The organism is Variovorax sp. Root318D1, from assembly GCF_001424835.1.
In the GTDB taxonomy this organism is placed as follows: Bacteria; Pseudomonadota; Gammaproteobacteria; order Burkholderiales; family Burkholderiaceae_C; genus Variovorax.
Genome location: NZ_LMCQ01000020.1, coordinates 52053 through 77983, shown reverse-complemented (window position 1 = coordinate 77983; position 25931 = coordinate 52053). Strand labels below are relative to the sequence as shown.

Genomic DNA, 25931 nt, shown 5'->3' with positions numbered 1-25931 from the left:
GCTTCTTCTCAGCGGCCCGACAGCTTTCTGGCCATGCGCAGGGCTTCGACGAGGCTCGATGCATCGGCCCGGCCGGTGCCTGCAATGTCGAACGCGGTGCCGTGATCGGGGCTGGTGCGCACCAGCGGCAGGCCCAGCGTCACGTTCACTCCCTTTTCCACGCCAAGGTATTTGACCGGAATCAGGCCCTGGTCGTGATACATCGCGATCACTACGTCGAACTCGCCACTCCCCGGCACGCCGGCCTTGTCCCGCGCGCGCATGAAGACGGTGTCTGGCGCGTGGGGGCCATCGGCGTCGATGCCTTCGGCGCGCGCAGCCTCGATGGCCGGCGCAATGATGTCGCGCTCTTCAGAACCGAACAATCCGCCCTCGCCCGCATGCGGATTGAGGCCGGCCACGCCGATGCGCGGCGCCCGCCCGAGCACGCGGTGCAAGGCGCGGTGGGTGATGCGCAGCGTCTCGAGCACGCCGGCGAAGCTCACCGCGGCAATGGCGTCGCGCAGCGACATGTGGATGCTCACCAGCACGGTGCGCAACTCGTCGTTGGCCAGCATCATGCGCACCGGCATGCCGTCCAGCGCAATGCCCGCATGCGCGGCGGCTTCGGCTTGCAGCAGTTCGGTATGCCCGGGATAAGGAAAGCCGGCCGCGGCCAACGCTTCCTTGTGAAGCGGGGCGGTCACGATGGCGGCGATATCGCCTTTCAAGGCAGCCCGCGCGGCCCAGACCACGCACTCGCCGGCGACGCGGCCGGCTTCGGCGCTGATCCGGCCGGGCACGATGCTGTCGGTCGGCGCGACCACCTGCAGCACGGGGATGCAGCCCGGCGGCACGGCGGCCGCTTCGGCGATCTGCCCGATTTCGGCCACCGGCCAGGCGGGTCGACCGGGTTGCGCCAAGGCCTGCGATGCAAGGCGCATCGTGGCCACGTCGCCAGCGACGAAGGCGCCGCGGGTGGCGTCGGGTTGCTCGCGGAAGGCCTTGGCAATGATTTCGGGCCCGATGCCCGCGGGATCGCCGAGCGTGATGGCGATGGGGGCGTTGAGAGCGCTGGAAGCCTGTCCGGTCATGCGGGGTTGTCGATGTCGATGAATTCGTGCTTCAGCCCGAGTTGCGCCGCCACGTGCCCGGCCACGGCCTGCGCGCCATATCGCTCGGTGGCGTGGTGTCCGCAAGCCAGGAAAGCGACCCCCATCTCTCGGGCGTAGTGGGCCTGCGGCTCGGAGATCTCCCCGGTGATGAAGGCATCGGCACCGGCGGCAATGGCGGCCTCGAAATAGCCTTGGGCGCCGCCTGTGCACCATGCGATGTTCTTGAGGGGGCGGTGCGCCGTATCCACGAGGGTGACGGGCCGCTTCAGGATCTTTTCCGCATGCGCGGCGAGCTCCTTGGCACTGGCAAAGGCTTCTCCGTTGTCGCGGGCACCGAGAAAGCCGAGCTCCTGTTCGCCGAAGCGCCCGGTCGAGCCGGCATGGGCGAGCAATCCGAGCTGCAGCCCGAGTTGCGCGTTGTTGCCGAGTTCAGGGTGTGCATCGAGCGGCAGGTGGTACGCGAACAGGTTGACGTCGTCGCCCAGCAGCAAACCCAGGCGCTGCTTCATCCAGCCGGTAACACAGCCGTCCTGGCCGCGCCAGAACAAGCCATGGTGGACAAAGATGGCGTCGGCCTCGGCGTGAATGGCAGCCTCGATCAGCGCGCGGCTGGCGGTGACGCCGGAGACGATCTTCCGCACCACGGTGCGGCCCTCGACCTGCAGGCCGTTCGGTCCGTAGTCCTTGAAGCGCGAGGGCGCGAGAAGCAGGTCGAACGCGTGCAGCAATTCGTGGCGGGTGGTGCTCATCGCGACATTGTCGCGCTCCCCTCTGCGTTGCGCATGGCATGGCCGCGCGCCGCGAGGGGCCACCAGGGCCTGCAGGCTCGTCCAGCGATGACAAGGGTTATTCAGCAGCCCCGCCCATCTCGACCGCGTTGCGCGCTTTATGGCAAATAGGGGTTGAGGGACAATGGGCCATGGCGCCGCGTGGGCGGCGTGTTTTTCTTCGTTCAATCAAAGTTTCATGAAACGCACCTGGCTGCTCTTTGCCCAAGCCGTGACCGTCCTGCTGGCGGCCTACTTCGTCGTCGCGACGCTCAAGCCCGAGTGGGTCAATCGGCGGACCACCTCGCTGGGCGGCGTGGTGTCGATCGTCGAGGCACCGGCCGGGGCCCCGTCGGTGCCGGTCGCCGGCAGCCTCAGCGCGGCGGCCAAGAAAGCGTCGCCGGCCGTGGTGAGCATCAACACCAGCAAGGCCGCGCAGCGCCATCCGCGCAGCAATGATCCGTGGTTCCGCTTCTTCTTCGGCGACCAGGGCGACCAGCCCCAGGTCGGCCTGGGCAGTGGCGTGATCGTGAGCACCGACGGCTATGTGCTGACCAACAACCACGTGGTCGAGGGCGCGGACGAAATCGAAGTCACGCTCAACGACGGCCGCCACACGCGCGGCAAGGTGATCGGCACCGATCCGGACACTGACTTGGCCGTGCTCAAGATCGAAATGGACAAGCTGCCCGCGATCGTGCTGGGCAACTCCGACGAACTCCAGGTAGGCGACCAGGTGCTGGCCATCGGCAACCCCTTCGGCGTGGGCCAGACGGTCACCAGCGGCATCGTCTCGGCGCTGGGGCGCAACCAACTCGGTATCAACAATTTCGAGAACTTCATCCAGACCGACGCGGCCATCAACCCCGGCAATTCCGGGGGCGCGCTGATCGACGTCAACGGCAACCTGCAGGGCATCAACACCGCCATCTACTCGCGCTCGGGCGGCAGCATGGGTATCGGCTTCGCGATTCCGGTGTCCATGGCCAAGATCGTGCTCGAAGGCATCGTGAAAGAGGGCCAGGTGCGGCGCGGATGGATCGGCGTGGAGCCGAACGAGCTTTCGCCGGAACTGGCCGAAACCTTCGGCGTGAAGGCGAACGCCGGCGTCATCATCACAGGCGTGCTGCAGAACGGCCCCGCAGCCAAGGCCGGCATCCGGCCGGGGGACGTGATCACCTCGGTCGGCGACAAGAAGACCGACAGCGTGCAGGCCCTGCTGACCGCTGTTGCCGGCCTGAAGCCCGGCAGCACCGCGCGTTTCGCGCTGCAGCGCGGCACCGACAAGATGGAACTGGACGTGACCCCGGGCCTTCGGCCCAGGAGCCCGGTGCGGCAGATCCCCAACCAGACTGAGTGATCGGTCAGGATGACGCCGACGAATCGGCGCTTTCTTCTTCCTCTTCGTTTTTCTTGCCGCCTGCAAAGTAGCGCGCGCCGATGATGCCGACCTCGTAGAGCAGGCACATCGGCACCGCCAGCGCGAGCTGCGACACCACGTCGGGCGGCGTGAGCACCGCGGCGATGACGAAGGCCACCACGATGAAGTAGCCGCGGAACGAGCGCAGCTTTTCGATGGTCACCATCTCGAACTTCACCAGCAGCATCACGACGATCGGCACCTGGAACGCCACGCCGAACGCGATGTAGAGCGACAAGATGGCCTCCACGTACGACGAGATGTCAGGCGTGGCACTCACGCTCGGCGGCGTGAATTTCTGAATGAAGCCGAACATCTTGTCGAGCACGAAGAACTGCACAAAGGCGATGCCGACATAGGCCAGCAGGCTGCCGAACAAGATCAGCGGTAGCGCGAATTTCTTTTCATGGCTATAGAGCCCCGGCGCCACGAACATCCAGATTTGATACATGAGCCAAGGCAGTGCCAGCAGCACGGCCGTCATCATCAGCACCTTCAGCGGCACGAAGAAGGGCGAGAACACGCCCACCGCGATGAGTTTGGCGCCCGGCGGCATGTGGGCCTGGATCGGCATGGCGATGAGGTCGATCAGCCCGCCCGGACCGGGCCAGATGGCCAGCAGCACACCCGCGATCACCAGGCCGTAGACGCAATAGAGCAGTCGGTCGCGGAGCTCGACCAGATGCTGGACGAACGGTTGTTCGGTGCCCGCCAACTCGTCTTCTGCGTCTTTGTTCTTGTTGTCGGAATCGGCCATGGGGAGGGAAAAAGAGCAGGAGAAAGCGTTGGCTTCGGCCGGCATGCGGCGCACGAAAAACGCGGGGGAATGAAAGCCGCTAGTTGATCTTGTGGGGGCGGAAACGCGCCACGCGCGCGGCACCCGACAGCGCCTTGGTGCGCACGCCGGCGCGCGCCTTGTACCACTGCGGTGTGGCGCCCTGCTTCAGGCGCCAGTTCTTGCGGGGATGCCGGTACTCCGGCACCGAGGGCTCGGGTTCGGCCAGGGCCGAAAGCGTTTCGCCGGAGCCGGAAAACTGCTTCTCGAGATCGCTTGCGCCGGTCTGGATGCTGCTCTCGACGTCGCGCGCCGCATCCTCCACCGTGCTTTTCATCTTGCGCAGTTCGTCCAACTCCATCGAGCGATTGACTTCGGCCTTGACGTCGTTCACGTAGCGCTGCGCCTTGCCCAGCAGGGTGCCGACCGTGCGCGCCACGCGCGGCAGCTTTTCCGGTCCGATCACGATCAACGCCACGACGCCGATCAGCGCCAGTTTCTCAATGCCAAGGTCGAGCACTTATGACCCGCGCTCAGGACTTCTGACGCGCTTCGACGTCGATTGTCGACTTGTCGCTGTTGGCCGGCTGGCCGGTGACTTGGGCGGCGGGGGCCGACGAAGCGGCATTGGCGTCGGTGGTGCCGCCGTCCTTCATGCCGTCCTTGAAGCCCTTTACCGCACCACCAAGATCCGAACCCATGTTCCGCAGCTTCTTGGTGCCGAAGATCATGACCACGACGAGCAGCACGATCAGCCAGTGCCAGATTGAAAATGAACCCATGGAAGACTCCTAAGAATGTGTCCGATTTTAGTCGGGCGAAATGTGACAGTTTGGCCTAATGTTCAGCCACGAAGCCAGGGCCGGGGACCGCCCATGACGTGGACATGGAGATGGTGGACCTCCTGTCCGCCCTCGGCGCCGGTGTTGACCACCACCCGGTAGCCGCCGTCCGGATAGGGCCTGCAGCCCTGCTCCAGCGCGAGCTTGGGCGCCAGCGTCATGATCTTGCCCATCAGCGCGGCGTCTTCGGGGGTGAGCTGCGCCATGGAGGCGATGTGCCGCTTGGGCACCAGCATGAAATGGACCGGCGCCCAGGGCGCGATGTCGTGAAAACCGAACAGTTCGTCGTCTTCGTAGACCTTGCGCGAGGGGATCTTGCCTTCGATGATTTTGCAGAAGACGCAGTTCGGATCAGATGACATCTTGGGGTTCCATGGGTCGGCTGTCTTTCATGCGGATCATGCCCTTCACGATCCGGTAGAGAAACCACAGCGAAATCAGGCTCCAGGCAATCCAGCCCGGCACGAGAAACAGCAGCCAGAGCCAGGAAGTGACCAGGTACAGCAGCCCGGCCCACAGCACCGATCGGATGCGCCAGCTGAAATGCGTGGCCTGCCAGGTGCCGGCGGCATCGTCGCGCTTGACGAAGTCGATCACCAGCGCGACCAGCAGAAGGATCACGGACGCCTGCGCCCCGGGCAGGACGGCGCCGACGGCCACGATCAGGTGAAGGATATAGCTCACCCAGCCCCAGGTCCTGAGGGACTCGTCGGGTTCAACGTTCACGATATCGTTGGCCATTGGACGTCCTTTCAATCGTTGGATGCCTCGCGGGCCTGCGCCTTGCGAAGGGCCTTTTCCTCGATGCCGCTGGTGCCTTCGCGGCGCTCGAGCTCCGCAATCACTTCTGCGGGCGAAAAGCCGTAGTGGGCCAGCGCCACCATGGTGTGGAACCACAGATCGGCCACTTCGTTCACTATTTTCGTGCGGTCGCCGCCATGGTCGGCGTCCTTGGCGGCCATCACCACTTCGGTGGCCTCCTCGCCGATTTTCTTGAGGAAAGCGTCGGGGCCTTTGTGCAGCAGGCGCGCCACGTAGCTCGTTTCAGCATCGCCACCGCGCGCCGGCAAGCGGCTTTCGATGACCGCGGCAAGGCGTGCAAGGGCATCCGAGGTGTTCACTGTGGCTGTCATTTGTAGATCGACTCCGGGTCTTTCAAGACCGGCTCGACCGCGGTCCATTGGCCGTTCTCGTATTTGCTGAAAAAGCAGCTGTGGCGGCCGGTGTGGCAAGCAATGCCGGGCTCGTGGCCGAGTTGCGTGACTTTGAGCAGCACGACGTCGTTGTCGCAGTCGATGCGAATCTCGTGCACCGTCTGCACGTGGCCCGATTCCTCGCCCTTGAACCAGAGCTTGCTGCGAGAGCGGCTGAAATACACGGCGCGGCCAAGCTCGGCGGTCTTTTCGAGCGCCTCACGGTTCATCCAGGCGAACATCAGGACGTCGTTGCTGCCCTGCTCCTGCGCGATCACGGGCACCAGGCCGTTCGCGTCCCACTTCACTTCATCGAGCCAATTCATCGCGATATTGTCGGGGATAGGCAAAGACCCCTCAGCAGTCGATTCGCACCGGGATGCCCCGCGCGGCCATGCGGGCTTTCGCCTCGCCGACCGTGTGTTCGCCGTAGTGGAAGATGCTGGCAGCCAGCACCGCGTCGGCGCCGCCCGTCTGGATGCCGTCGGCCAAGTCGTCCAGGCTGCCGACACCGCCGGATGCGATCACCGGCACGTTGACGGCATCGCTCACCGCGCGGGTAAGTTCCAGGTCGAAGCCGCTCTTGGTGCCGTCGCGGTCCATGCTCGTGAGCAGGATTTCACCGGCGCCGCGGCGCACCATCTCGGTCGCCCATTCAACGGCGTCCAGGCCGGTGTTCTTGCGGCCGCCATGGCTGTACACGTCCCAGCCGGCGCCGCGCGTGGCGGCTTCTTCGAGGCTGCGGCGCTTGGCGTCGATGGCCACCACGATGCACTGCGAACCGTATTTCTGCGATGCGTCGTTGATCACCTGCGGATCGGCGATGGCCGCGGAGTTGAAGCTGGTCTTGTCGGCGCCCGCATTGAGCAGCCGGCGCACGTCGGCCACGGTGCGCACGCCGCCCCCCACCGTCAACGGAATGAACACCTGCGAGGCCACCGCCTCGATGATCGGCAGGATCAGGTCGCGACCGTCGCTGGTAGCCGTGATGTCGAGGAAGGTGAGCTCGTCGGCGCCTTGCGCGTTGTAGCGGGCGGCAATTTCGACCGGGTCGCCGGCATCGCGCAGCTCGAGAAAATTGACGCCCTTGACGACGCGGCCGCCGGTGACGTCGAGACAGGGAATGATGCGTTTTGCGAGCATGGTCGGTCGTAAGGAAAAATTCAGTCAGAGAACGATGAGCTGCTGCCAGCCCTGCCATTGCGCCCCGGGCAGGAGCAGCATCTGTTCGTCGATGCGCGCCGCCTCGACGCACAGCATGTGCCGATATCCTTCTTCGGGCATGTCTGCGAGTTTCGCACCGAGCACCGCGCCGGGGTTCCACACCACCGTTTCGCTGAAGCTCGCACTTTGCGTGATCTCGAGCGTGCCGCTAGGCTGCACCAGGTGCATGGGCTTGGCGGGAGCGGCGTAGACGCTGTCGAACTCGGCATCGAAGCGCAGCGCCGGCGCCGTCTCCACGTGGCGGTCGTCGCGCAGCGAATCCCAGCGGTTGGCACCCTGGAGGCCTTCCAGCCGCACTTGGGCAATATCGTCGATGCGCAGGTAGGTGTGCAATGCCGCCGCAAAGCTGAACGGCGCATGGTCCACATTAAGCAGCGTCAGCGTGGTGCGCAGCCGGCGCGGGACCATGCCGATCTGAAGGCGGGCCTCGAAAGAGTGCGGCCAGAGCTTGCGGGTGGCCGGGTTGTCGCGCAGTCGCAGGACCAATTCGCCTGAAGTGGCGGCTACACCCCGGTTTTCCCAAGGCAAATTGCGCATGAATCCATGCTTGGGCAACATGCCGCGCTGGTTGAATTGGGGGCAGCAAATGGGCACGCCGCCGCGGATCGCAGCCTGCCCGTCGAACACCGCGCGCGGGCTCAGATAGAGGCGTTCCGCCGTGTCGGCCGTGGTCCAGGAAAGCAGCTGCGCCCCGTGCAGCGACACGATGAAAGCACTGCCGTCGGCCCCGGCGGCGCGAAGTGCGGGCTGTCCGCGAAACTCGATCGAGCTGATATCCATTGGAGAATTGTAGGCAGCGAATCTGCTGGCACGGAATTGGCATTTGGACACTTAAGGCTTCATCGCCGCTGCCTCCATGCCGGTTGCATGCAGGGGACCTTCTTGGATACCCTTCGCCTGCCGCACAAGAAGAGGCTGCCGGCCAATGCGCCCGCGCCCAAAACCACACATACGTCAAAGGGACAAACATGAGAAAGAAACTGCCCGCCGCGGCCTGGATCCTGATTGCCATGGTGCTTGGCATTCTGGTTGGCTACATGATCTTCACGAGCTTTCCCGACAAGAAGGCGGCCGCCCAGATCGCGGGCTACGTATCGATCGTTTCAGACGTGTTCCTGCGTCTCATCAAGATGCTGATAGGCCCGCTGGTGTTCTCCACCCTGGTGGTGGGCATCGCGCACATGGGCGACGCCAAGTCGGTAGGGCGCGTGTTCGGCAAGTCGCTGGGCTGGTTCTTCACCGCTTCGCTCATCTCGCTGCTCATTGGCCTGGTGATGGCCAACGTCCTGAAGCCCGGCGAGAACCTGGGACTTCCGCTGCCGGACATCGGCACTACGGCCAACCTCGCCACCGCGAAGTTCACGCTCAAGGACTTCGTGAGCCACCTGGTGCCGAAGTCTTTTGCCGAGGCCATGGCCAACAACGAGATCCTGCAGATCGTGGTGTTCTCGATGTTCTTCGGCGTGGCGCTCGCTTCGCTCGGCGACAAGGCCAAGACGCTGGTAGCCGCCATCGACGAGCTCTCGCACGCCATGCTCAAGATCACCGGCTACGTGATGAAGCTGGCGCCGCTTGCCGTGATGGCCGCCATGGCCGCCACCGTCGCGGTGAACGGCCTCGGCATCCTGCTCAAGTTCGCCGTGTTCATGGGCGACTTCTACCTGGGCCTGGTCGTGCTGTGGGGCGTGCTGATCTTCGCGGGCTTCTCGTTCCTGGGCCCGCGGGTGTTCAAGCTGCTGGTGCTCATCAAAGAAGCCTTTTTGCTTTCTTTCGCCACCGCCAGCTCCGAAGCGGCGTACCCGAAGATCCTGCAGGCGCTCGACCGTTTTGGCGTGAAGCGCAAGATCTCGAGCTTCGTGATGCCGATGGGCTATTCGTTCAACCTCGACGGCTCGATGATGTACTGCACCTTCGCCGTGCTGTTCATCGCGCAGGCCTACAACATCCACATGCCGCTCAGCACGCAGATCACCATGCTGCTGATCCTGATGCTCACCTCCAAGGGCATGGCCGGCGTGCCGCGCGCCTCGCTGGTGGTGATTGCCGCCACGCTCAACCACTTCGACATTCCCGAGGCCGGTCTGCTGCTGATCCTGGGCGTCGACACCTTCCTGGACATGGGCCGCTCGGCCACCAATGCGGTGGGCAACTCCATCGCCACGGCCGTGGTTGCCAAGTGGGAGGGCGAGCTGCTCTCCGAAAGCGACGCGGCGGTCAATGCCAAGACGCTGGACGCCGAGGCCGCGGCCACCCTCGCCCATCCAGCGCACGCGTGAGGCCGACCGTGAAACCCAAGGCCACGCTGTCGGTTTTCCTGGCCGGCCTGCTGGCAGCCACCGCGCTGGTTTTCGCTGCGCCTGCGCTGGCACAGCCGCAAGCGCCCGAGACACTGACCGGCACCCTCGCCAAGGTGCGCGAGACCGGCGCCATCACCATCGGCTACCGCGAGTCGTCGGTGCCGTTTTCCTTTCTCAACGCGCGCAAGGAACCCATCGGCTACTCGATCGAACTTTGCCGCGCGCTGGTCACGGCGATCGAAGACGCGGTGAACAAGAGCCTCACGATCAAGTGGGCGCCCGTGACTTCCGATTCGCGCATCGAAGCGGTCGAGAGCGGCACTGTCGATCTCGAGTGCGGCTCGACCACCAACAACCTCGAGCGGCAAAAGCGCGTGAGCTTCTCGCCCACGATCTTCGTCTCGGGTACCAAGGTGCTGGTGAAGAAGGGTTCGCCCATCAAGTCGTTCCGCGACCTGACCGGCAAACGGGTGGCGGTGACCGCCGGCACCACCAACGAGAAAACGCTGCGCGAGCTTTCGCAGAAGTTCAAGCTCGGCATCAACCTGCTGGTGGCGCGCGACCACGCCGATTCGTTCGGGCTCGTGAAGAGCGGCCAGGCCGACGCCTTTGCCACGGACGACGTGCTGCTTTACGGCCTCATCGCGCGCGACACCGCCAAGGCCGAGTACGAAGTGGTCGGCGACTACCTCTCCTACGACCCCTACGGGATCATGTACCGCAAGGGCGACGCCCAGCTTCGCAAGGTGATCAACGACAGCTTCCAGGTGCTGGCCGAGGACGGCGAGATCGAGCGCCAGTACAAGCGCTGGTTCCTGCGCAAACTGCCCACGGGGGAAAGCATCAACCTGCCGATGAGCGCGCAGCTGGAAGCGATCATCCAGACGATGGCGGTGAAGGCCGAGTAGCCTTCACCTTGGCAACGCTTTAGGCGCCGGCGAGTTCGTCGGCGCGGGCTTGCGCGGCGGCGAAATCGAGGTCGCCCGAATAGATGGCGCGGCCGCAAATCACGCCTTCGACGCCTTCGGGCTCGACGGCGCAGAGCTGGACGATGTCGGCCATGTTCGACAGGCCGCCCGAGGCGATGACCGGAATGGTCAGCGCCTGTGCGAGCTTGACGGTGGCATCGATGTTGATGCCCGACAGCATGCCGTCGCGGCCGATGTCGGTGTAGATGATCGATTCGACGCCGTAGTCCTCGAACTTCTTGCCCAGGTCAGCCACTTCGTGGCCCGTGAGCTTGCTCCAGCCATCGGTGGCGACCTTGCCGTCCTTGGCGTCGAGGCCCACGATGATGTGGCCGCCGAAGGCCACGCAGGCGTCTTTCAGGAAGCCGGGGTTCTTGACCGCGGCGGTGCCGATGATCACGTAGCGCAAGCCGTCGTCGATGTAGCGCTCGATGGTGTCGAGGTCGCGGATACCGCCGCCCAGCTGCACAGGAATGTCGTCGCCGACCTCGCGCAGGATTGCCTTGATGGCCGCGTGGTTCTGCGGCTTGCCGGCAAACGCGCCATTCAGATCGACCAGGTGCAGCCGCCTTGCGCCGGCCTCGACCCATTTGCGGGCCATGGCGGCGGGGTCTTCGCTGAAGATGGTGGACTGGTCCATGTCGCCCTGTTTGAGGCGAACGCAGTGGCCGTCTTTGAGATCAATGGCGGGAATGAGGAGCATGGAAGTGACGCGAGTGTGCGGGAACCGGGCTGAGGAAGGTTCGGCCCGGGCGGAAAATTAAGGTCAAGGATTCCAGTGGAGGAAATTTCGATAGAGCTGCAACCCATGGTCCGCACTCTTCTCCGGGTGGAACTGGGTGGCAAAAATGTTATCGCGTGCAATGGCTGCGGTAAAGCTCGCGCCGTAATCTGCCTCGCCCACGCTGTGCCGGACGTCCGCCGGCCGCGCATAGAAGCTGTGAACGAAATAAAAATAGCTCATGTTCGGCACACCCGCCCACACGGCATGCGGCCGGGCCTGACGCACCTGATTCCACCCCATCTGAGGCACCTTGAAGCGGCTGCCATCGGGCTGCAGCCGACCGGCCAGTTCGAACTTGACGACCTCGCCCGGAATGAGGCCCAGGCCGTCGGTCGGTCCTTCGTCACTGCGAGAGAGCAGCATCTGCATGCCGACGCACACGCCGAAGAGCGGCTTGTTCGCCGCGGCTTCGAGCACTGATTCCTGAAGGCCGGAGTCGCGCAGTTCGCGCATGCAGTCGGGCATGGCGCCCTGCCCCGGCAGCACCACACGGGTGGCCTTGCGCACTACTTCGGGGTCGGAGGTGACGAAGACCTCGACACCCACCTGATCGGCCGCATGCCGCACCGCCTGCGACACCGAATGCAGGTTGCCCATGCCGTAGTCGACGACCGCGACGGTATTTGCTACAGATTTCATAGCTGTTCGCTGGAGGAATTCAGAGCGAACCCTTGGTCGATGGAATGACGCCCACGGAGCGTGGGTCGAGTTCGAGCGCACCGCGCAGCGCGCGCGCAAAAGCCTTGAACACCGTTTCGCACTGGTGATGCGCATTGACGCCCTTGAGGTTGTCGATGTGCAGCGTGACGAAGGCGTGGTTGGCAAAGCCCTGGAAAAATTCGTAGGTGAGCTGGCTGTCGAAGGTGCCGATCATGCCGCTCGTGAACGGCACGTGCATCTCCAGGCCCGGTCGGCCCGAGAAATCGATGACGACGCGGCTCAGCGCCTCGTCGAGCGGCACGTACGCATGCCCGTAGCGGCGGATGCCCTTCTTGTCGCCCACCGCCTTGGCAACCGCCTGGCCCAGCGTGATGCCTACGTCTTCCACGGTGTGGTGGCCGTCGATGTGCAGGTCGCCTTGGCAATCAATCTCCAGGTCGATCAGGCCATGGCGGGCGATCTGGTCGAGCATGTGGTCGAAAAACCCAATGCCGGTGGAGAGCTTGGCGCGGCCCGTGCCGTCGAGATTGACGCTGACGGTGATCTTGGTTTCAGCCGTGTTGCGGGTGACCGACGCGGTGCGCGCGGCGGTGCCCGTTTCGGTGGTTTGGGGGGTGGTCATAGTGAGGCTTCGAGTGCCGCGAGCATTTGCGCATTCTCGTCGGTCGTTCCAACGGTGAGGCGCAGGCAATTTGCCAGCAGTTCATGCATTTTAGAAACGTTCTTCACCAGTATTCCGCGGCTCTTCATGCCCTCAAAGGTCTTGGCGGCATCGGGAACGCGCACGAGGATCATGTTGGCATCGCTCGGCCAAGCCTTCACGCCCGCCAGGCGGCCTAAGCCCATCAGGATGCGGTGGCGCTCCTCGCGGATCTGCCTTGCCTGGGCCTCGAAGACCTCGGCGTGCTCGAGCGCAAAAAGCGCGCATTCGCAGTTGAGCACGCTGATGTTGTAGGGCGGGCGCACCTTGTCGATTTCGGCGACCAGCGCCGCCGGCCCCATGAGGTAGCCGAGGCGGATGCCGGCCAGGCCGAACTTGCTGAGCGTGCGCATCAGGAGCACATGACCGTGCCGTGCGATGCGGTCGACATAGCTCTTGGCGGCGAATGGCTGGTAGGCCTCGTCGATCACCACCAGGCCGCCCTGCTCGGCCTGGGCCTGCACGATCTTTTCGATGGCGGCGTCGTCCCAGAGGTTGGCGGTGGGGTTGTTCGGATAGGCCAGGTAAACGATGGCCGGCTTCTCGCGCGCGATGGTGGCAAGCATGGCGCCCTCGTCGAGCTCAAAGTCGGCGGTGAGCGGCACGCCGACGAAGCGCAGGCCCTGCAGCTTTGCGCTCATGGCGTACATCACGAAGCCTGGCACGGGCGCGAGCACGGTGGCACCGGGCATGTCGCAAGCAATGGCCAGGAGCGAGATCAACTCGTCGGAGCCGTTGCCCAGCATCAGCGCAAAGCCTTCGGGCATGTGCGCATGCGCAGCCAGCGCGCGCTTCAGATCGCTGCCCCGCTCACCGGGATAGCGGTTGAGCGCCAACGCACCGAGCCGGGCGCCAAGCTCGGCCTGCAGCGCGGGCGGCAGGCCGAACGGGTTCTCCATGGCGTCGAGCTTGACGAAGCCGCGTGCATCCTGCACCGCATAGGCATGCATGGACTGCACGTCGGAGCGGATGCGATCGATCGGGCGGGCGGTGGAAGATGTTGTCATCGGGTGCAGCGGAAGCTGTTTTTAAGGGCGCCGGACATGACCAATTGAACGGGCATGTCGGCTTCATAGCTGTCGGCGTTGCGCGTCAGCTCGGTTTGATAGAGGGAGCGTGCCATCGACGGCTCAAGGCGGCGGCCTTCGACGCAGAAGATCGGCTTCTGGCCGTTGCGCTGCGCCGCTTCCACGCCTTCGCGCAAGCCTTCGAGCACACCGACGAGGTAGTAGCTCGCGTACGCCTTGCCGTCCTTCTCGTTGGTTTCGAGCATGCGCAGTTCTCGGATGCTCATCGCCTGCGCACCGGCACCGGCCGCCAGTGCGAGCAACAGCACCGGCAGGCGCAGCAGCAGCAGGACGGCAGTACGGCTCATGGCGTCACTTGCGATAGCGCGGCGGCGGCGCGTACGAGGCGTCGGCCGGGAAGGCATTGGGCTGCGACGGCGTGGCGTCGCTGCGCGCGCGGCGCGGTCCCTCGGGCTGCTCGAGCTCGAACAATGCAGCGCCGATCACGCCGATGTTGCGCACGTCGCCGGCTTCGGTGTTGGCCGCATAGGCGCGACCCGGTGCGGCGAAGCGGAAGGCCGCGACCTCGCTCTGGCTCTTGCGGAAGCCTTCGATGTCGAGGGTCTGCAGCGGACGCAGCACATAGCCGCCATTGCGCAGGCTGCCGGGCTTGCCGTTCAGCACGTCGAGGCCATCGACTGTGGCAATCACTTCGTAGCTGCGGTCGCTGTAGTTACGAAAGCGCAGCGTGTAACGCGCGCCTTCGATGCCGGCGAGGCGGAACATATCGCTGCTGCGACGTGCGCGTTGCAGCGGCAGGGGGCGGTCGTTCTCGTCGAGTACCGACCATTCGACGTCGCCCTGGACCAGTTGCAGATGGAGGCGGCGTTCGGGGTTGTTGCCCGCGTCGCGGCGCACGGCGGACGCTTCGTTGTAGCCCAGCGAGGCCACTTCGTCAGGCTGTGCGGACAGCCGTTTGGCGTTGACCGCGCGGGTCTTCGACTCGATGCCCTCGCCCCACTGGGTGCCGAGCTGCGCCGGTGCGGGCGCGGCGGCAGCGCTGGGCGTTGCCGACAAGGCGGCCGACTCGTTGCGCGGCGCTTGCGGCATCTGGCTGCAGGCGGCGAGCAAGGCTGCGGCTGCAACGAGGCCTGTGGCGAATCTGAAAAAACGCGACCTATGAAGACGGTGAATCATCTGGCTTGCTCCTCCCGAGCGGTTTTCTATTTATGGAACTTCAGATCTTGCGCAGGCGCATTCGCGCCGCTTCGGCGTGCGCCTGCAGGCCCTCGCCTTCGGCCAGCGTCACCGCGATGGGGCCCAGCACCTGCGCGCCGGCTTCGCTAACTTCGATCAGGCTCGAACGCTTCTGGAAGTCGTAGACGCCCAACGGGCTCGAGAAGCGCGCCGTGCCGCTGGTCGGCAGCACGTGATTCGGGCCGGCGCAGTAGTCGCCCAGGCTTTCGCTGGTGAAGGCGCCGAGGAAGATGGCGCCGGCGTGGCGCAGCAAGGGCTCCCAGCGCAGCGGCTCGCTGCTGCTCACTTCGAGGTGCTCCGGCGCGATGCGGTTGCTGATCTCGCAGGCCTCTTCCATGCTCTTCGTGTGGATCAACGCGCCGCGGCCGTTGAGCGAAGCCGCGATGATCTCGGCGCGCGGCATGGTGGGCAGCAGGCGGTCGATTTCGGCCTGCACACGGTCGATATACGCTGCGTCGGGGCACAGCAAGATACTTTGCGCGAGCTCGTCGTGCTCGGCCTGGCTGAACAGGTCCATGGCCACCCAGTCGGGCGGCGTGGTGCCGTCGGCCAGAACGAGAATTTCACTCGGCCCCGCGATCATGTCGATGCCCACGGTGCCGAACACGCGGCGCTTGGCGGCTGCGACGTAGGCATTGCCCGGGCCCGTGATCTTGTCGACCGCGGGAATGGTGGCGGTGCCGTAGGCCAACGCAGCCACCGCTTGCGCGCCGCCGATGGTGAAGGCGCGGGTAACGCCGGCCACATAGGCGGCTGCGAGCACGAGCGGGTTCTTCTCGCCGCCCGGCGTCGGAACCACCATGATGATTTCAGCCACGCCGGCCACATGCGCCGGAATCGCGTTCATCAGCACGCTCGACGGATAGGCCGCCTTGCCGCCGGGCACGTAGATGCCGACGCGGTCGAGCGGCGTGACCTTCTGGCCGAGCAGCGTGCCGTCGGCATCGCGGTAGCTCCAGCTCTCGCCGCTCGCCTTCTTCTGGGCCTCGTGGTAGCTGCGCACACGGCGCGCGGCGGCTTCGAGTGCGTCGCGTTGGGCGGCGGGCAGCGATTCGAAGGCGGCCTTCAGCTCGGCCTGCGTCAGCTCCAGTTCGGGCAGCGTCCTGGCACCGAGCTTGTCGAAGCGGTTGGTGTATTCCAGCACCGCGTCGTCGCCCCGCTTCTGCACATCGGCCAGGATATCGGCCACCACCTTCTCGATGGCCGCGTCTGCGTCGGCGGACCAATGCAGCCGCGCCTTGAATTCGGCGTCGAAGCCGGCTGAAGCGGTGGAGAGACGGACGGGTGCTGCTTTCAGTGTCATGGCGCTGCGGTGAAGAACTCAGGGCGTGGCTGCCGCGGGAATGGCGGAGGCGAAGGCGTCGATGATTTGGCGGATCGGCTCGCGCTTGAGCTTGAGCGCGGCCTGGTTGACCACGAGGCGCGCGCTGATGTCCATGATCCGCTCCACCTCGACCAGGTGATTGGCCCTGAGCGTGTTGCCGGTCGAGACCAGGTCGACGATGGCGTCGGCCAGGCCCGTGAGCGGTGCGAGCTCCATGCTGCCGTAGAGCTTGATCAGGTCGACGTGCACGCCCTTGCTCGCAAAAAACTCGCGCGCCAGGCCCACGTACTTGGTCGCGACCCTGAGGCGCGAGCCCTGCTTCACGGCCGAGGCGTAGTCGTAGTCGGCACGCACCGCCACGCTGAGGCGACAGGCCGCAATGCGCAGGTCGAGCGGCTGGTACAGGCCCTGGTTGCCGTGCTCGAGCAGCACGTCGGAGCCGGTCACGCCGAGATCGGCACCGCCGTACTGCACATAGGTGGGCACGTCGGAGGCGCGCACCAGCACCACCCGCACGTCGGCGCGGGTAGTGGCCAGAATCAGCTTGCGCGATTTTTCCGGGTCTTCGGTGACCTCGATGCCGGCGGCGGCCAGCAGGGGCATCGTTTCTTCGAAGATGCGGCCCTTCGAGAGCGCCAGGGTGATCATGCGGCGGCTCCCGAAATGCGTTCGATGTCCGCGCCCAGGCCGCGCAGCTTGGCCTCCATACGGTCGTAGCCGCGGTCAAGGTGGTAAATGCGGTCGACCATCGTCTCGCCGTCAGCTACAAGGCCGGCGATGACCAGGCTGGCCGAGGCGCGCAGGTCGGTGGCCATCACGGTGGCGCCCGACAGCTGTTGCACGCCCTCTACCATCGCCACCTTGCCTTCGACATGGATCGTCGCGCCCAGGCGCACCATCTCGTTGACGTGCATGAAGCGATTCTCGAAGATGGTTTCGGTCACCATGGAGGCGCCGCGCGCGATCACGTTCAGCGCCATGAACTGCGCCTGCATGTCGGTCGGAAAGCCGGGGTATTCGGTGGTGCTGAAGCTCTGCGCCTTGAGGTGCTCGCAGGCCGGCGCCTTGGAGGCGATGCGCACGCCCCCCTCTTCCGGCGTGACCGTGCAGCCGGCATCGCGCAGCTTGTCGATCACCGCGTCCATGTGGTTGGCGCGCGCGTGGCGCAGGAACACATCGCCGCCCGTGGCCGCCACGGCGCACAGGAAGGTGCCGGCCTCGATGCGATCGGCCACCACGGCGTGTTCGCAGCCGTGCAATTTTTCGACGCCCTGGATGCGGATGTGGCTGGTGCCGTGGCCTTCGATCTTCGCACCCATGAGGATCAGCATTTCGGCCAGGTCGACAATCTCGGGCTCTTGCGCGGCGTTTTCGAGCAGCGTTTCGCCCTCGGCCAGCGCAGCGGCCATGAGGAAGTTCTCGGTGCCGGTGACGGTGACCATGTCGGTCAGGATGCGCGCGCCCTTCAGCCGGGTGCGGCCGGCCGGCAGGCTGGCGATCATGTAGCCGTGCTCCACCACGATCTCGGCCCCCATGGCCTGCAGGCCCTTGATGTGCTGGTCGACCGGCCGCGAGCCGATGGCGCAGCCGCCCGGCAGCGACACCTTGGCATGGCCGAAACGCGCGAGCAGTGGGCCGAGGGCGAGCACGGAGGCGCGCATGGTCTTCACCAGCTCGTAGGGCGCTTCGGGGTTGGTGAGGTCGCCGGCGTGAAGCCGCACGGTGCCGCTGTGGTCGCGCTCGGCGGTCACGCCCATGTTGCGCACCAGCTTGAGCATGGTCGACACGTCCTGCAGGCGAGGCACGTTGCGAAGCGTCACGGGCTGGTCGGTGAGCAGCGCCGCACACAATTCGGGCAGCGCGGCGTTCTTGGCGCCGGAAATGAGTACCTCGCCGCGAAGCTGGCGCCCGCCGCGAATCAGAAGTTTGTCCATCAGGAATCCAGCGAAATTGAGGGCCGCCTCGGCCGCCCGTTGCTTACTTGTCGATCGCCGCCCATTCGGCCGGCGTGTAGGTTTTCATCGAGAGCGCATGCACCTCGTCGGTATGCATTTTCGCACCCAGGGTGGCGTAGACCCGCTGATGGCGTTGAATGGCGCGCTTGCCCTCGAATTCTGCCGAGACGATGGTGGCGTACCAGTGGCGGCCATCGCCCTCCAGCGAGATGTGCTCGCACGGCAGGTGGGACTGGATCAGGGCCTGGAGTTCTTCGGCGGTCATGGGAATTGAAAGGGCCTTTCAGCCTCTGATTTTGTAGCCGATTTTCAGCAGATGGACGGCGATGGCGCTCACTGCCAGCCACGCCGCGCCGACGATGCCCAGGCTGAGCCAGGGCGAGGCGTCGCTCACGCCGAAGAAGCCGTAGCGGAACCCGTCGATCATGTAGAAGAAGGGGTTCAGGTGGCTCACGCCCTGCCAGAACGGAGGCAGCGAGCCGATCGAATAGAAAACGCCCGAGAGAAAGGTCATGGGCATGATCAGGAAGTTCTGGAACACCGCCATCTGGTCGAATTTCTCGGCCCAGAGGCCGGCAATGAGCCCCAGCGTGCCCAGCATCGCGGAGCCCAGCAGCGCAAACACGAGGATCCAGAGAGGCGCAACGAAGCCCGGCATCGCAAAGAACATGGTGACCACGAACACGCCGAGCCCCACGGCCAGCCCGCGGATGACCGACGAGCCCACGTAGGCGAAGAACCAGCCCCAGTGCGACAGCGGCGTGAGCAGCACGAACACCAGGTTGCCCATGATCTTGCTCTGGATGATCGACGAAGAGCTGTTGGCAAAAGCGTTCTGCAGCACGCTCATCATCACTAGGCCGGGCACAAGGAAGGCGGTGTAGCCGACGGTGCCGTAGACCTTCACGTGGTCTTCAAGGACGTGGCCGAACACCATGAGGTAGAGCAGCGCGGTGAGCACCGGTGCGCCGACGGTCTGGAAGCCGACCTTCCAGAAGCGCAGCGTTTCTTTATAAAGCAGCGCGCGCCAACCCGTGACAGCCATCATCTTGCAACCTCCAGCGGCGTCTGCTCGCCCGCCATCAGGTCGATGAACACGTCTTCCAGATCGGCCTTGCGCATTTCCACGTCTTCCACCGCGACGCCGGCTTCGCGGATCGCGGCCAGCAGTTGTTCGACTTCATGGGCGTTCTGCGCCGGCAGCTGCACGATGCGCCCGGTGATGCGCGCATGCTGGGCAATGGCCCAGGGCAGCATGGCATCGGTCTTGAAGCGCAGCACGTTGCTGGCGGCCGACTTCAGCAGTTCGCTGGTGCGGTCCAGCGCAATCACACGGCCCTGCTTGAGCATCGCGATGCGGCTGCACAGTGCCTCGGCTTCCTCGAGGTAGTGCGTGGTCAGAAGCACCGTGCTGCCCTCCTTGTTGAGCCTGGCGACGAACTGCCAGAGCGTCTGGCGGAGTTCGACGTCGACGCCCGCGGTGGGCTCGTCGAGCACGATGACCGGTGGCTTGTGGACCAACGCCTGCGCCACCAGCACGCGGCGCTTCATGCCCCCTGAGAGCTGGCGCATGTTGGCCGTGGCCTTGTCGGCCAGGCCAAGGCTTTGCAACAGCTCGTCGATCCAGGGCTCGTTGTTCTTGATGCCGAAGTAGCCCGACTGGATGCGCAGCGATTCCCGCACGTTGAAGAAGGGGTCGAACACCAGTTCCTGCGGCACGATGCCGAGCTGGCGCCGGGCCTCGGCATAGTCGCGCTGCACGTCGAAGCCATGAACGCTGATGGCCCCGGCGGTGGGTCGCGAGAGGCCGGCCAGCATGCTGATGAGCGTGGTCTTGCCTGCGCCATTGGGGCCCAGCAAGCCGAAGAACTCGCCCGGCTCGATCTGGAAGCTGACCTCGTCGACGGCGCGCAGCCCTTGCTTGCCTTGGGCCCGCTGCTGTCTGGAGGGAGGGTAGGTCTTGGAGACCGATTGGAATGAGATCGCGGGCATGGGAGCCGGCGATTTTACGGGCCTGCGTTACAAGCCGCTGGACCGCACCCGGATGACCTGACTCGGCCGCTGCCGGGCCGCACTGTGCGCTTAGGGCGCCGCCGGCAAGAGTCCCGCGATGCCGTAGAGGGCGGCGAGTTCGCGCAGCCGCGGGGAAAGCCCCTTGACCGCAAAGCCGCGACCGAGCGCGCTCGATTCGCGCCGGCACTCCAGCAACACCGCAAGCGCGGAGGAGTCGAATTGCGTCAGGGCGCTGGCGTCCACCACGGTGGACGTATCGGCTTGTCCCTTCAGCCCCTGCTGCAGCATGCGCATGCAGGCCGGGGCATCGTCGTGAGTGAGTTTGGTCGGCAGCACCAGCATGGCGTCAGCTCTTGCCGTTGTTGCCCTTGTTGCGCGCGGCCAGTGCGGCAATCAGGCCGTCGATGCCGCGGGCATTGATTTCCTGCGCGAACTGCGTGCGGTAGGTGTCGACCAGCCAGACGCCGAGCACATTGAGGTTGTAGACCTTCCAGCCACCGCCCTGGCCAGGCGTCTTTTCGAGGCGGTAATCGAGTTGGACCGGATCGCCGCGGCCCTTGACCTCGGTGCGCACCAGCACTTCGGTGTCTTCGGGCGAACCGCGGAACGGACGAACCGTGACGGTCTGGTCGCTCACCTGGTCGAGCGCGCCGGCATAGGTGCGAACCAGCAAGGTCTTGAATTCTTCCTGCAGCCGCTTTTGCTGCTCGGGCGTGGCCTGGCGCCATGCCGGACCCACCGCGGAAGCCGTCATGCGCTGGAAATTGACGTTGGGCATGATCTTGCTGTCGACCAGCACCATGATCTTGCTGATGTCGCCCGCCTTGATGGAGGTGTCGGCCTTGATGGTATCGAGCACATCGGTCGACAAGCGCTTAACCAGCGCGTCAGGCGCTTCGTCGGCCGCGTGGACCGGGCGCACGAAAGCGGTGGCAGCGCCAAAAAGAAGCGCGCTGGCCAGAACCAGGCGGCCAAAGCCGCGTCGTTGCAAGATGTTGTTTTTCATGGCAATTCCCTAAAATTTTTGAAATCTGCAGCAGACACGCCAATTGTCGACGCACCTCCTGGAAAGAACGTGTTCGACGAGTCCCAGGCCGACCGGGTTCCTGAAGCCCAGGTGAAGCCTTGAAACGGGATGCAAGCGGAACTGCCTTTCGGCCCAGCTTGCCACTACGCTCTTCTGCTCCTTACTTGCCGCCTTCGTCGTCAGGCGGATTGCCGTCGTACACATCGTTGCGGCGGTGCTGGAGGTAGGCATCGCGCGTGAAGGTGTATTTGTCGAGTGCCGCGTCGTCGAGCAGGCGGCCGGCGCGCAGGTATTTCGCGCGCGTATCGACAGCGTCCAGGAACGACAGCGAATTGCGCCAGGCCACGTCGTTCATGTTCGAGACCACGCCGCCAGCACGGTCGACCGGCAATGCAGCGGTGTCGCGCAGGGTGGAGGGGCCAAATATAGGCAGCACGACGTACGGGCCGGCCCCCACGCCCCAGCGACCGAGCGTCTGGCCGAAATCTTCCTCGTGGCGATCGATGCCGGCTTCGGTGGCCACGTCGAGCAGGCCGCCCAGCCCGAAGAAGGTGTTCACGTTGACCCGCATGAAGGTCTCGGCACTGTTCTGCAGCTTGAGCTGGGCCACGCTGTTGGCAAAGCTCCAGACGTCGCCCAGGTTGCCGAAGAAATTGGTGACGCCAGTGCGCACCATGGAAGGCAGCACGCGCACGTACGCGGTGGCCACGGGCACCAGCACCGCTTCGTCGACCGTGTCGTTGAAGCGCGTGACGCCCCGGTTGAAGGGCTCGAACGGGTCGGCTGGATTGGCGTGGGGGCCGGTTGCGCAACCTGCAAGCAGCGCAAAAGCGGCTGCAGCACCCATCCAACGGGTAGAGCTTGCTACTTTCTTGATAGCAACGGACGATAAAAGACTGGATTTCATTTTTTGTTGGCTGTTCCCGGCGTCGAAGGCGTGCTGCTGCTTCCTTCGGCTGCCTTGCTATAGAGGAACTGGCTGATAAGGTTTTCCAGCACCACGGCCGATTGGGTCGCGGTGATGGTGTCGCCGGCTTGCAAATTCTTCTCCTCGGCACCCGGCTCGATCCCGATGTACTGCTCGCCGAGCAAACCACTGGTCAAGATCTTGAGCGAGCTGTCCTTGGGAAAACTGTAACGGTTTTGCAAAGCCAGCGTGACGCGGGCCTGAAAGGATTTGTCGTCAAACGAGATGGATTCCACGCGTCCGACCACTACGCCCGCACTCTTGACCGCAGTTTGCGGCTTGAGCCCGCCGATATTGTCGAAGCGGGCAGTGACGCTGTAGGTCTTCTGAAAATTCAGGCTCAGCAGGTTGGCCGACTGCAGCGCGAGGAACAGCAGTGCCGCGCCGCCGATCAGGACGAACAGGCCGACCCAGATGTCGCTATTGGAACGTTGCATGGTTTGCACTCTCTAGAACGATTGGAGCGGAGCTCCTTCAAATACTGAACATCATGGCGGTCAACAGGAAGTCGAGCCCGAGCACCGAGAGCGACGCCATCACCACCGTGCGCGTGGTGGCACGCGACACGCCTTCGGGCGTCGGTTGGGCCACGTAGCCCTGCAACAGCGCAATGAAGGTCACGGTGAAGCCGAACACGATGCTCTTGATCACGCCGTTGCCCACGTCGCGCCACACGTCGACACCGCCCTGCATCTGGCCCCAGAACGCGCCAGGGTCCACACCCAGCATCAGCACACCGACCACGTAGCCGCCCATGATGCCGACCGCGCTGAACACCGCCGCCAACAGCGGCATGGTGATCACGCCGGCCCAGAAGCGCGGCGCCAGAATGCGCTGCACCGGGTCGACCGCCATCATCTCCATGGCGCTGAGCTGCTCGCCGGCCTTCATGAGCCCGATCTCCGCAGTCAGGGACGTGCCCGCGCGCCCGGTGAAGAGCAAGGCGGCCACGACCGGCCCGAGTTCCCGCACCAGGCTCAAGGCGACCAGCAGGCCCAAAGCCTCGGAAGAACCGTAGCGCTGCAGCGCGTAATACATCTGCAGACCCAGCACGAAACCGACGAAAAGGCCGGACACCGCGATGATGGCGAGCGAGTAGTTGCCCAGGAAATGGATCTGGTCGCGTACCAGCCCGAAGCGACGCAAGCTTTGTGCCCCCCGCACCATGAGGCGCAGGAACAGCTTGGCGCCATAACCGAGGTCGGCCAGTTTGCTGCGCACGGCAAATCCGGCGTCGGCGGGCTTCAACCAACTCATGTCTGCCCCCCTTCGTTGCCGAAATCTTCTTCGATGCCGACGCCCGGGTAATGGAAATGCACCGGACCATCAGGCAAGGCGTTGACGAACTGATGCACCAGCGGATCGGCACTTTCGCGCACCTCGCTCGGCGTGCCCTGCGCGGCGATGCCGCCGTTGGCCAGGATGATCACGTGGTCGGCGATGCGAAAGGTTTCTTCGAGGTCGTGCGACACCACGATGCTCGTCAGCCCAAGCGTGTCGTTCAGCTGACGAATCAGCCGAGCCGCCGTGCCGAGCGAAATGGGGTCGAGGCCGGCAAACGGCTCGTCGTACATGACGAGGTCGGGGTCCAGCGCAATGGCGCGTGCCAAGGCGACGCGGCGTGCCATGCCGCCCGAGACCTCGCTTGGCATCAGGTTACGCGCGCCGCGCAAACCGACTGCGTCGAGCTTCATGAGCACGATGTCGCGCACCAAGGCTTCCGAGAGCTGCGTGTGCTCGCGCAGCGGAAAGGCGACGTTGTCGAACACGCTCATGTCGGTGAACAAGGCACCGAACTGGAACAGCATGCCCATGCGTCGCCGTGCCAGATACAGGCCCGCGGCGTCGAGTTTGCCGACGTCGCGGCCATCGAAAAGAACCTCGCCGCGCTGCGCGCGCTGCTGTCCGCCGATGAGCCGAAGCACCGTGGTCTTGCCGCCGCCAGAGGCGCCCATGAGCGCAGTGACCTTGCCGCGCGGCACGGTAAACGACACCCGGTCGAGGATCGCACGCGCGCCGTAGCCGAACGAAACGTCGCGGAACTCTACGAAAGGGTGTGGCAGTGCGGCTGGGTCCATCTCAATAAAAAAGCCGGGCGCCTTGTCAGGCATCCCGGCATGCGGTTTCCGCGAATGATAGCGGGGCCGCAACGGGCCCCGCAAAACTGAAACAAAAATCAGCGCGGTAAGTCGCTAAATCCCATCAAAAATTCATCCACCGACCGCGCAGCCTGGCGACCTTCGCGAATTGCCCAGACGACGAGCGACTGGCCCCGGCGAATGTCACCTGCGGCAAACACCTTGGGCACATTGGTAGCGTAGCCGCCGATGAAGTCTACGGTGGCCTTGGCGTTGCCGCGCGCATCCTTCTCGACACCAAAGGCATCCAGCACAGGCGCTACGGGGCTCACGAAGCCCATGGCCAGCAGCACGAGGTCAGCTTTCAGGATCTGCTCGCTGCCGGCCACTTCCTGCATGCGGCCGTCCTTCCACTCCACACGGACGGTCTTGAGGCCGGTGACCTTGCCCTTTTCGCCGATGAACTCCTTGGTGGAGATGGCGAATTCGCGCTCGCAGCCTTCTTCATGGCTGGAGCTGGTGCGCAGCTTGATCGGCCAGTAGGGCCAGGTCAGCGGGCGGTTTTCTTCCTCGGGCGGCTGCGGCATCAGTTCGAACTGCGTGACGCTGGCCGCGCCATGACGGTTGCTGGTGCCCACGCAGTCCGAACCCGTGTCGCCGCCGCCGATGACGATGACGTGCTTGCCGTCCGCGCGCAGCTGGCCCTTGACCTTGTCGCCGGCATTGACGCGGTTCTGCTGCGGCAGGAACTCCATGGCGAAGTGGATGCCGTCGAGGTCGCGGCCCGGCACCGGCAGGTCGCGCGATTGCTCGGCACCGCCCGTGAGCACCACGGCGTCGAACTCTTTCTGCAGTTGTTCCGGCGTGACGGTTTCCTTGGCGAGGTTGGTCACCTTGGAGCCCTTGCCCAGCGGATCTTTCGCCGCGCCAACCATCACGCCGGTGCGGAAGGTCACGCCTTCGGCCTTCATCTGGTCGACGCGGCGGTCGATGTGCGTCTTCTCCATCTTGAAGTCGGGGATGCCGTAGCGCAGCAGGCCGCCGATGCGGTCGTTCTTCTCGAACAGCGTCACGTCGTGGCCGGCACGCGCGAGCTGCTGCGCCGCGGCCATGCCGGCGGGGCCCGAACCCACCACGGCCACCTTCTTGCCGGTCTTGTGCTTTGCGACGCGCGGCGCCACCCAGCCTTCGTCCCAGGCGCGATCGATGATTGCGTGTTCCAGCGACTTGATGCCGACCGGGTCGTCGTTCACATTGAGTACGCAGGCTGCCTCGCAGGGCGCAGGGCAGATGCGGCCGGTGAACTCCGGAAAGTTGTTGGTCGAGTCGAGCACCGCGAAGGCGTTCTGCCAGTCGTCGCGGTACACAAGGTCGTTGAAGTCCGGAATGATGTTGTTGACCGGGCAGCCGCTGTTGCAGAACGGCGTGCCGCAATCCATGCAGCGTGCGCCCTGCACCTTGGCCTGCTCGACCGTCAGGCCGACAACGAATTCCTTGTAGTGCTTGACGCGCTCGGAGGCAGGCTTGTAGCCCTCTTCGACACGCTCATGCTCCATGAAGCCGGTGATCTTTCCCATCG

33 protein-coding genes are annotated in these 25931 nt (G+C 64.8%); 3 read left to right on the top strand and 30 right to left on the bottom strand.

Translation table 11 applies throughout. The features are described 5' to 3' along the window. Positions 1-8: 8 nt before the first annotated feature. Complete coding sequence (gene pdxA / locus ASC78_RS17195) at positions 9-1073, bottom strand: 4-hydroxythreonine-4-phosphate dehydrogenase PdxA (RefSeq protein WP_055803679.1); 1065 nt, start codon at positions 1071-1073, stop codon at positions 9-11. Continuing rightward, entirely contained in the window at positions 1070-1843 is a 774-nt protein-coding gene (locus ASC78_RS17190) for a Nif3-like dinuclear metal center hexameric protein (protein WP_055803676.1), read from the bottom strand. Before ASC78_RS17190 ends, pdxA begins: the two co-directional genes overlap by 4 nt. Positions 1844-2060: 217 nt before the next feature. Between ASC78_RS17190 and ASC78_RS17185 the strand changes: the two genes are divergently transcribed. Beyond that, positions 2061-3221 carry a Do family serine endopeptidase gene (locus tag ASC78_RS17185; protein ID WP_055803673.1) on the top strand — a complete coding sequence of 387 codons (1161 nt, stop codon included), beginning with the start codon at positions 2061-2063 and terminating at the stop codon, positions 3219-3221. Positions 3222-3225: 4 nt separating this feature from the next. On the opposite strand, the gene tatC is transcribed toward ASC78_RS17185, so the two are convergent. From tatC to ASC78_RS17140, 9 genes are all read right to left on the bottom strand, one after another. Then, positions 3226-4038 (bottom strand): twin-arginine translocase subunit TatC, encoded by an 813-nt coding sequence (gene tatC / locus ASC78_RS17180; protein WP_055804349.1) that lies wholly within the window; start codon positions 4036-4038, stop codon positions 3226-3228. 79 nt (positions 4039-4117) lie between these two features. Then, on the bottom strand, positions 4118-4576 hold the full coding sequence (gene tatB, locus ASC78_RS17175; protein ID WP_055803669.1) for a Sec-independent protein translocase protein TatB: 459 nt from the start codon (positions 4574-4576) through the stop codon (positions 4118-4120). A 13-nt stretch (positions 4577-4589) separates the two neighbouring features. After that, the gene (gene tatA, locus ASC78_RS17170; protein ID WP_055803666.1) at positions 4590-4838 is read right to left on the bottom strand and encodes a Sec-independent protein translocase subunit TatA; all 249 of its coding nucleotides are present in this window, start codon (positions 4836-4838) and stop codon (positions 4590-4592) included. Positions 4839-4900: 62 nt separating this feature from the next. After that, the gene (locus tag ASC78_RS17165) at positions 4901-5260 is read right to left on the bottom strand and encodes a histidine triad nucleotide-binding protein (RefSeq protein WP_055803663.1); all 360 of its coding nucleotides are present in this window, start codon (positions 5258-5260) and stop codon (positions 4901-4903) included. Next, entirely contained in the window at positions 5250-5639 is a 390-nt protein-coding gene (locus ASC78_RS17160; protein WP_055803661.1) for a DUF4870 family protein, read from the bottom strand. The genes ASC78_RS17165 and ASC78_RS17160 overlap by 11 nt, the downstream gene beginning before the upstream one ends. An 11-nt stretch (positions 5640-5650) precedes the next feature. Then, on the bottom strand, positions 5651-6031 hold the full coding sequence (locus ASC78_RS17155) for a phosphoribosyl-ATP diphosphatase (protein ID WP_055803658.1): 381 nt from the start codon (positions 6029-6031) through the stop codon (positions 5651-5653). Further along, positions 6028-6417: a phosphoribosyl-AMP cyclohydrolase gene (gene hisI / locus ASC78_RS17150; protein WP_055803655.1), complete on the bottom strand. Its 390-nt coding sequence runs from the start codon at positions 6415-6417 to the stop codon at positions 6028-6030. Before hisI ends, ASC78_RS17155 begins: the two co-directional genes overlap by 4 nt. 31 nt (positions 6418-6448) lie before the next feature. After that, positions 6449-7234 carry an imidazole glycerol phosphate synthase subunit HisF gene (gene hisF / locus ASC78_RS17145; RefSeq protein WP_055803652.1) on the bottom strand — a complete coding sequence of 262 codons (786 nt, stop codon included), beginning with the start codon at positions 7232-7234 and terminating at the stop codon, positions 6449-6451. Between the two features lie 24 nt (positions 7235-7258). Then, on the bottom strand, positions 7259-8095 hold the full coding sequence (locus ASC78_RS17140; RefSeq protein WP_055803650.1) for a D-hexose-6-phosphate mutarotase: 837 nt from the start codon (positions 8093-8095) through the stop codon (positions 7259-7261). A 188-nt stretch (positions 8096-8283) separates the two neighbouring features. Between ASC78_RS17140 and ASC78_RS17135 the strand changes: the two genes are divergently transcribed. Both ASC78_RS17135 and ASC78_RS17130 read left to right on the top strand, forming a co-directional pair. Continuing rightward, positions 8284-9591: a dicarboxylate/amino acid:cation symporter gene (locus tag ASC78_RS17135; protein ID WP_055803647.1), complete on the top strand. Its 1308-nt coding sequence runs from the start codon at positions 8284-8286 to the stop codon at positions 9589-9591. An 8-nt stretch (positions 9592-9599) separates the two neighbouring features. Next, positions 9600-10520: an amino acid ABC transporter substrate-binding protein gene (locus ASC78_RS17130; RefSeq protein WP_055803645.1), complete on the top strand. Its 921-nt coding sequence runs from the start codon at positions 9600-9602 to the stop codon at positions 10518-10520. A 19-nt stretch (positions 10521-10539) separates the two neighbouring features. Here ASC78_RS17130 and hisA read toward each other — a convergent pair whose 3' ends face one another. From hisA to ASC78_RS17035, 19 genes are all read right to left on the bottom strand, one after another. After that, positions 10540-11283 carry a 1-(5-phosphoribosyl)-5-[(5-phosphoribosylamino)methylideneamino]imidazole-4-carboxamide isomerase gene (hisA, locus tag ASC78_RS17125; protein ID WP_055803641.1) on the bottom strand — a complete coding sequence of 248 codons (744 nt, stop codon included), beginning with the start codon at positions 11281-11283 and terminating at the stop codon, positions 10540-10542. 63 nt (positions 11284-11346) lie between these two features. Continuing rightward, positions 11347-12003 (bottom strand): imidazole glycerol phosphate synthase subunit HisH, encoded by a 657-nt coding sequence (hisH, locus tag ASC78_RS17120; protein WP_055803638.1) that lies wholly within the window; start codon positions 12001-12003, stop codon positions 11347-11349. A 19-nt stretch (positions 12004-12022) separates the two neighbouring features. Beyond that, complete coding sequence (gene hisB, locus ASC78_RS17115; RefSeq protein WP_055803635.1) at positions 12023-12646, bottom strand: imidazoleglycerol-phosphate dehydratase HisB; 624 nt, start codon at positions 12644-12646, stop codon at positions 12023-12025. After that, the gene (gene hisC, locus ASC78_RS17110) at positions 12643-13731 is read right to left on the bottom strand and encodes a histidinol-phosphate transaminase (RefSeq protein WP_055803633.1); all 1089 of its coding nucleotides are present in this window, start codon (positions 13729-13731) and stop codon (positions 12643-12645) included. Before hisC ends, hisB begins: the two co-directional genes overlap by 4 nt. Continuing rightward, positions 13728-14099 carry a hypothetical protein gene (locus ASC78_RS17105; protein ID WP_055803630.1) on the bottom strand — a complete coding sequence of 124 codons (372 nt, stop codon included), beginning with the start codon at positions 14097-14099 and terminating at the stop codon, positions 13728-13730. The genes hisC and ASC78_RS17105 overlap by 4 nt, the downstream gene beginning before the upstream one ends. A 4-nt stretch (positions 14100-14103) precedes the next feature. Continuing rightward, positions 14104-14862 (bottom strand): hypothetical protein, encoded by a 759-nt coding sequence (locus ASC78_RS17100; RefSeq protein WP_235505115.1) that lies wholly within the window; start codon positions 14860-14862, stop codon positions 14104-14106. Between the two features lie 106 nt (positions 14863-14968). Further along, positions 14969-16291 carry a histidinol dehydrogenase gene (gene hisD / locus ASC78_RS17095; RefSeq protein ID WP_055803624.1) on the bottom strand — a complete coding sequence of 441 codons (1323 nt, stop codon included), beginning with the start codon at positions 16289-16291 and terminating at the stop codon, positions 14969-14971. Positions 16292-16309: 18 nt separating this feature from the next. Next, on the bottom strand, positions 16310-16960 hold the full coding sequence (gene hisG, locus ASC78_RS17090) for an ATP phosphoribosyltransferase (RefSeq protein ID WP_055803621.1): 651 nt from the start codon (positions 16958-16960) through the stop codon (positions 16310-16312). Further along, positions 16957-18246, bottom strand: a complete 1290-nt coding sequence (murA, locus tag ASC78_RS17085) for a UDP-N-acetylglucosamine 1-carboxyvinyltransferase (RefSeq protein ID WP_055803619.1) — start codon at positions 18244-18246, stop codon at positions 16957-16959. The genes hisG and murA overlap by 4 nt, the downstream gene beginning before the upstream one ends. A gap of 43 nt (positions 18247-18289) precedes the next feature. Beyond that, positions 18290-18532, bottom strand: a complete 243-nt coding sequence (locus tag ASC78_RS17080) for a BolA family protein (RefSeq protein WP_055803616.1) — start codon at positions 18530-18532, stop codon at positions 18290-18292. 18 nt (positions 18533-18550) lie between these two features. Continuing rightward, a complete protein-coding gene (locus ASC78_RS17075) occupies positions 18551-19315 on the bottom strand; it encodes an ABC transporter permease (RefSeq protein WP_055803613.1) in 765 nt (254 codons plus the stop codon). Further along, positions 19312-20259, bottom strand: a complete 948-nt coding sequence (locus ASC78_RS17070) for an ABC transporter ATP-binding protein (protein ID WP_055803610.1) — start codon at positions 20257-20259, stop codon at positions 19312-19314. Before ASC78_RS17070 ends, ASC78_RS17075 begins: the two co-directional genes overlap by 4 nt. A gap of 90 nt (positions 20260-20349) precedes the next feature. Continuing rightward, positions 20350-20622: an STAS domain-containing protein gene (locus ASC78_RS17065; protein ID WP_055803607.1), complete on the bottom strand. Its 273-nt coding sequence runs from the start codon at positions 20620-20622 to the stop codon at positions 20350-20352. 4 nt (positions 20623-20626) lie between these two features. Then, on the bottom strand, positions 20627-21286 hold the full coding sequence (locus ASC78_RS17060) for an MlaC/ttg2D family ABC transporter substrate-binding protein (protein WP_055803605.1): 660 nt from the start codon (positions 21284-21286) through the stop codon (positions 20627-20629). A 181-nt stretch (positions 21287-21467) separates the two neighbouring features. Next, positions 21468-22154, bottom strand: coding sequence for an MlaA family lipoprotein (locus tag ASC78_RS17055; RefSeq protein ID WP_443082729.1), 687 nt, complete (start codon positions 22152-22154; stop codon positions 21468-21470). A gap of 56 nt (positions 22155-22210) precedes the next feature. After that, complete coding sequence (gene mlaD, locus ASC78_RS17050) at positions 22211-22711, bottom strand: outer membrane lipid asymmetry maintenance protein MlaD (protein ID WP_055803599.1); 501 nt, start codon at positions 22709-22711, stop codon at positions 22211-22213. A gap of 37 nt (positions 22712-22748) precedes the next feature. Next, complete coding sequence (gene mlaE, locus ASC78_RS17045; protein WP_055803596.1) at positions 22749-23531, bottom strand: lipid asymmetry maintenance ABC transporter permease subunit MlaE; 783 nt, start codon at positions 23529-23531, stop codon at positions 22749-22751. Further along, a complete protein-coding gene (locus tag ASC78_RS17040) occupies positions 23528-24385 on the bottom strand; it encodes an ABC transporter ATP-binding protein (protein WP_055803593.1) in 858 nt (285 codons plus the stop codon). Before ASC78_RS17040 ends, mlaE begins: the two co-directional genes overlap by 4 nt. 65 nt (positions 24386-24450) lie before the next feature. Next, positions 24451-25929 (bottom strand): glutamate synthase subunit beta, encoded by a 1479-nt coding sequence (locus ASC78_RS17035; protein WP_055803590.1) that lies wholly within the window; start codon positions 25927-25929, stop codon positions 24451-24453. Positions 25930-25931 lie beyond the last annotated feature (2 nt).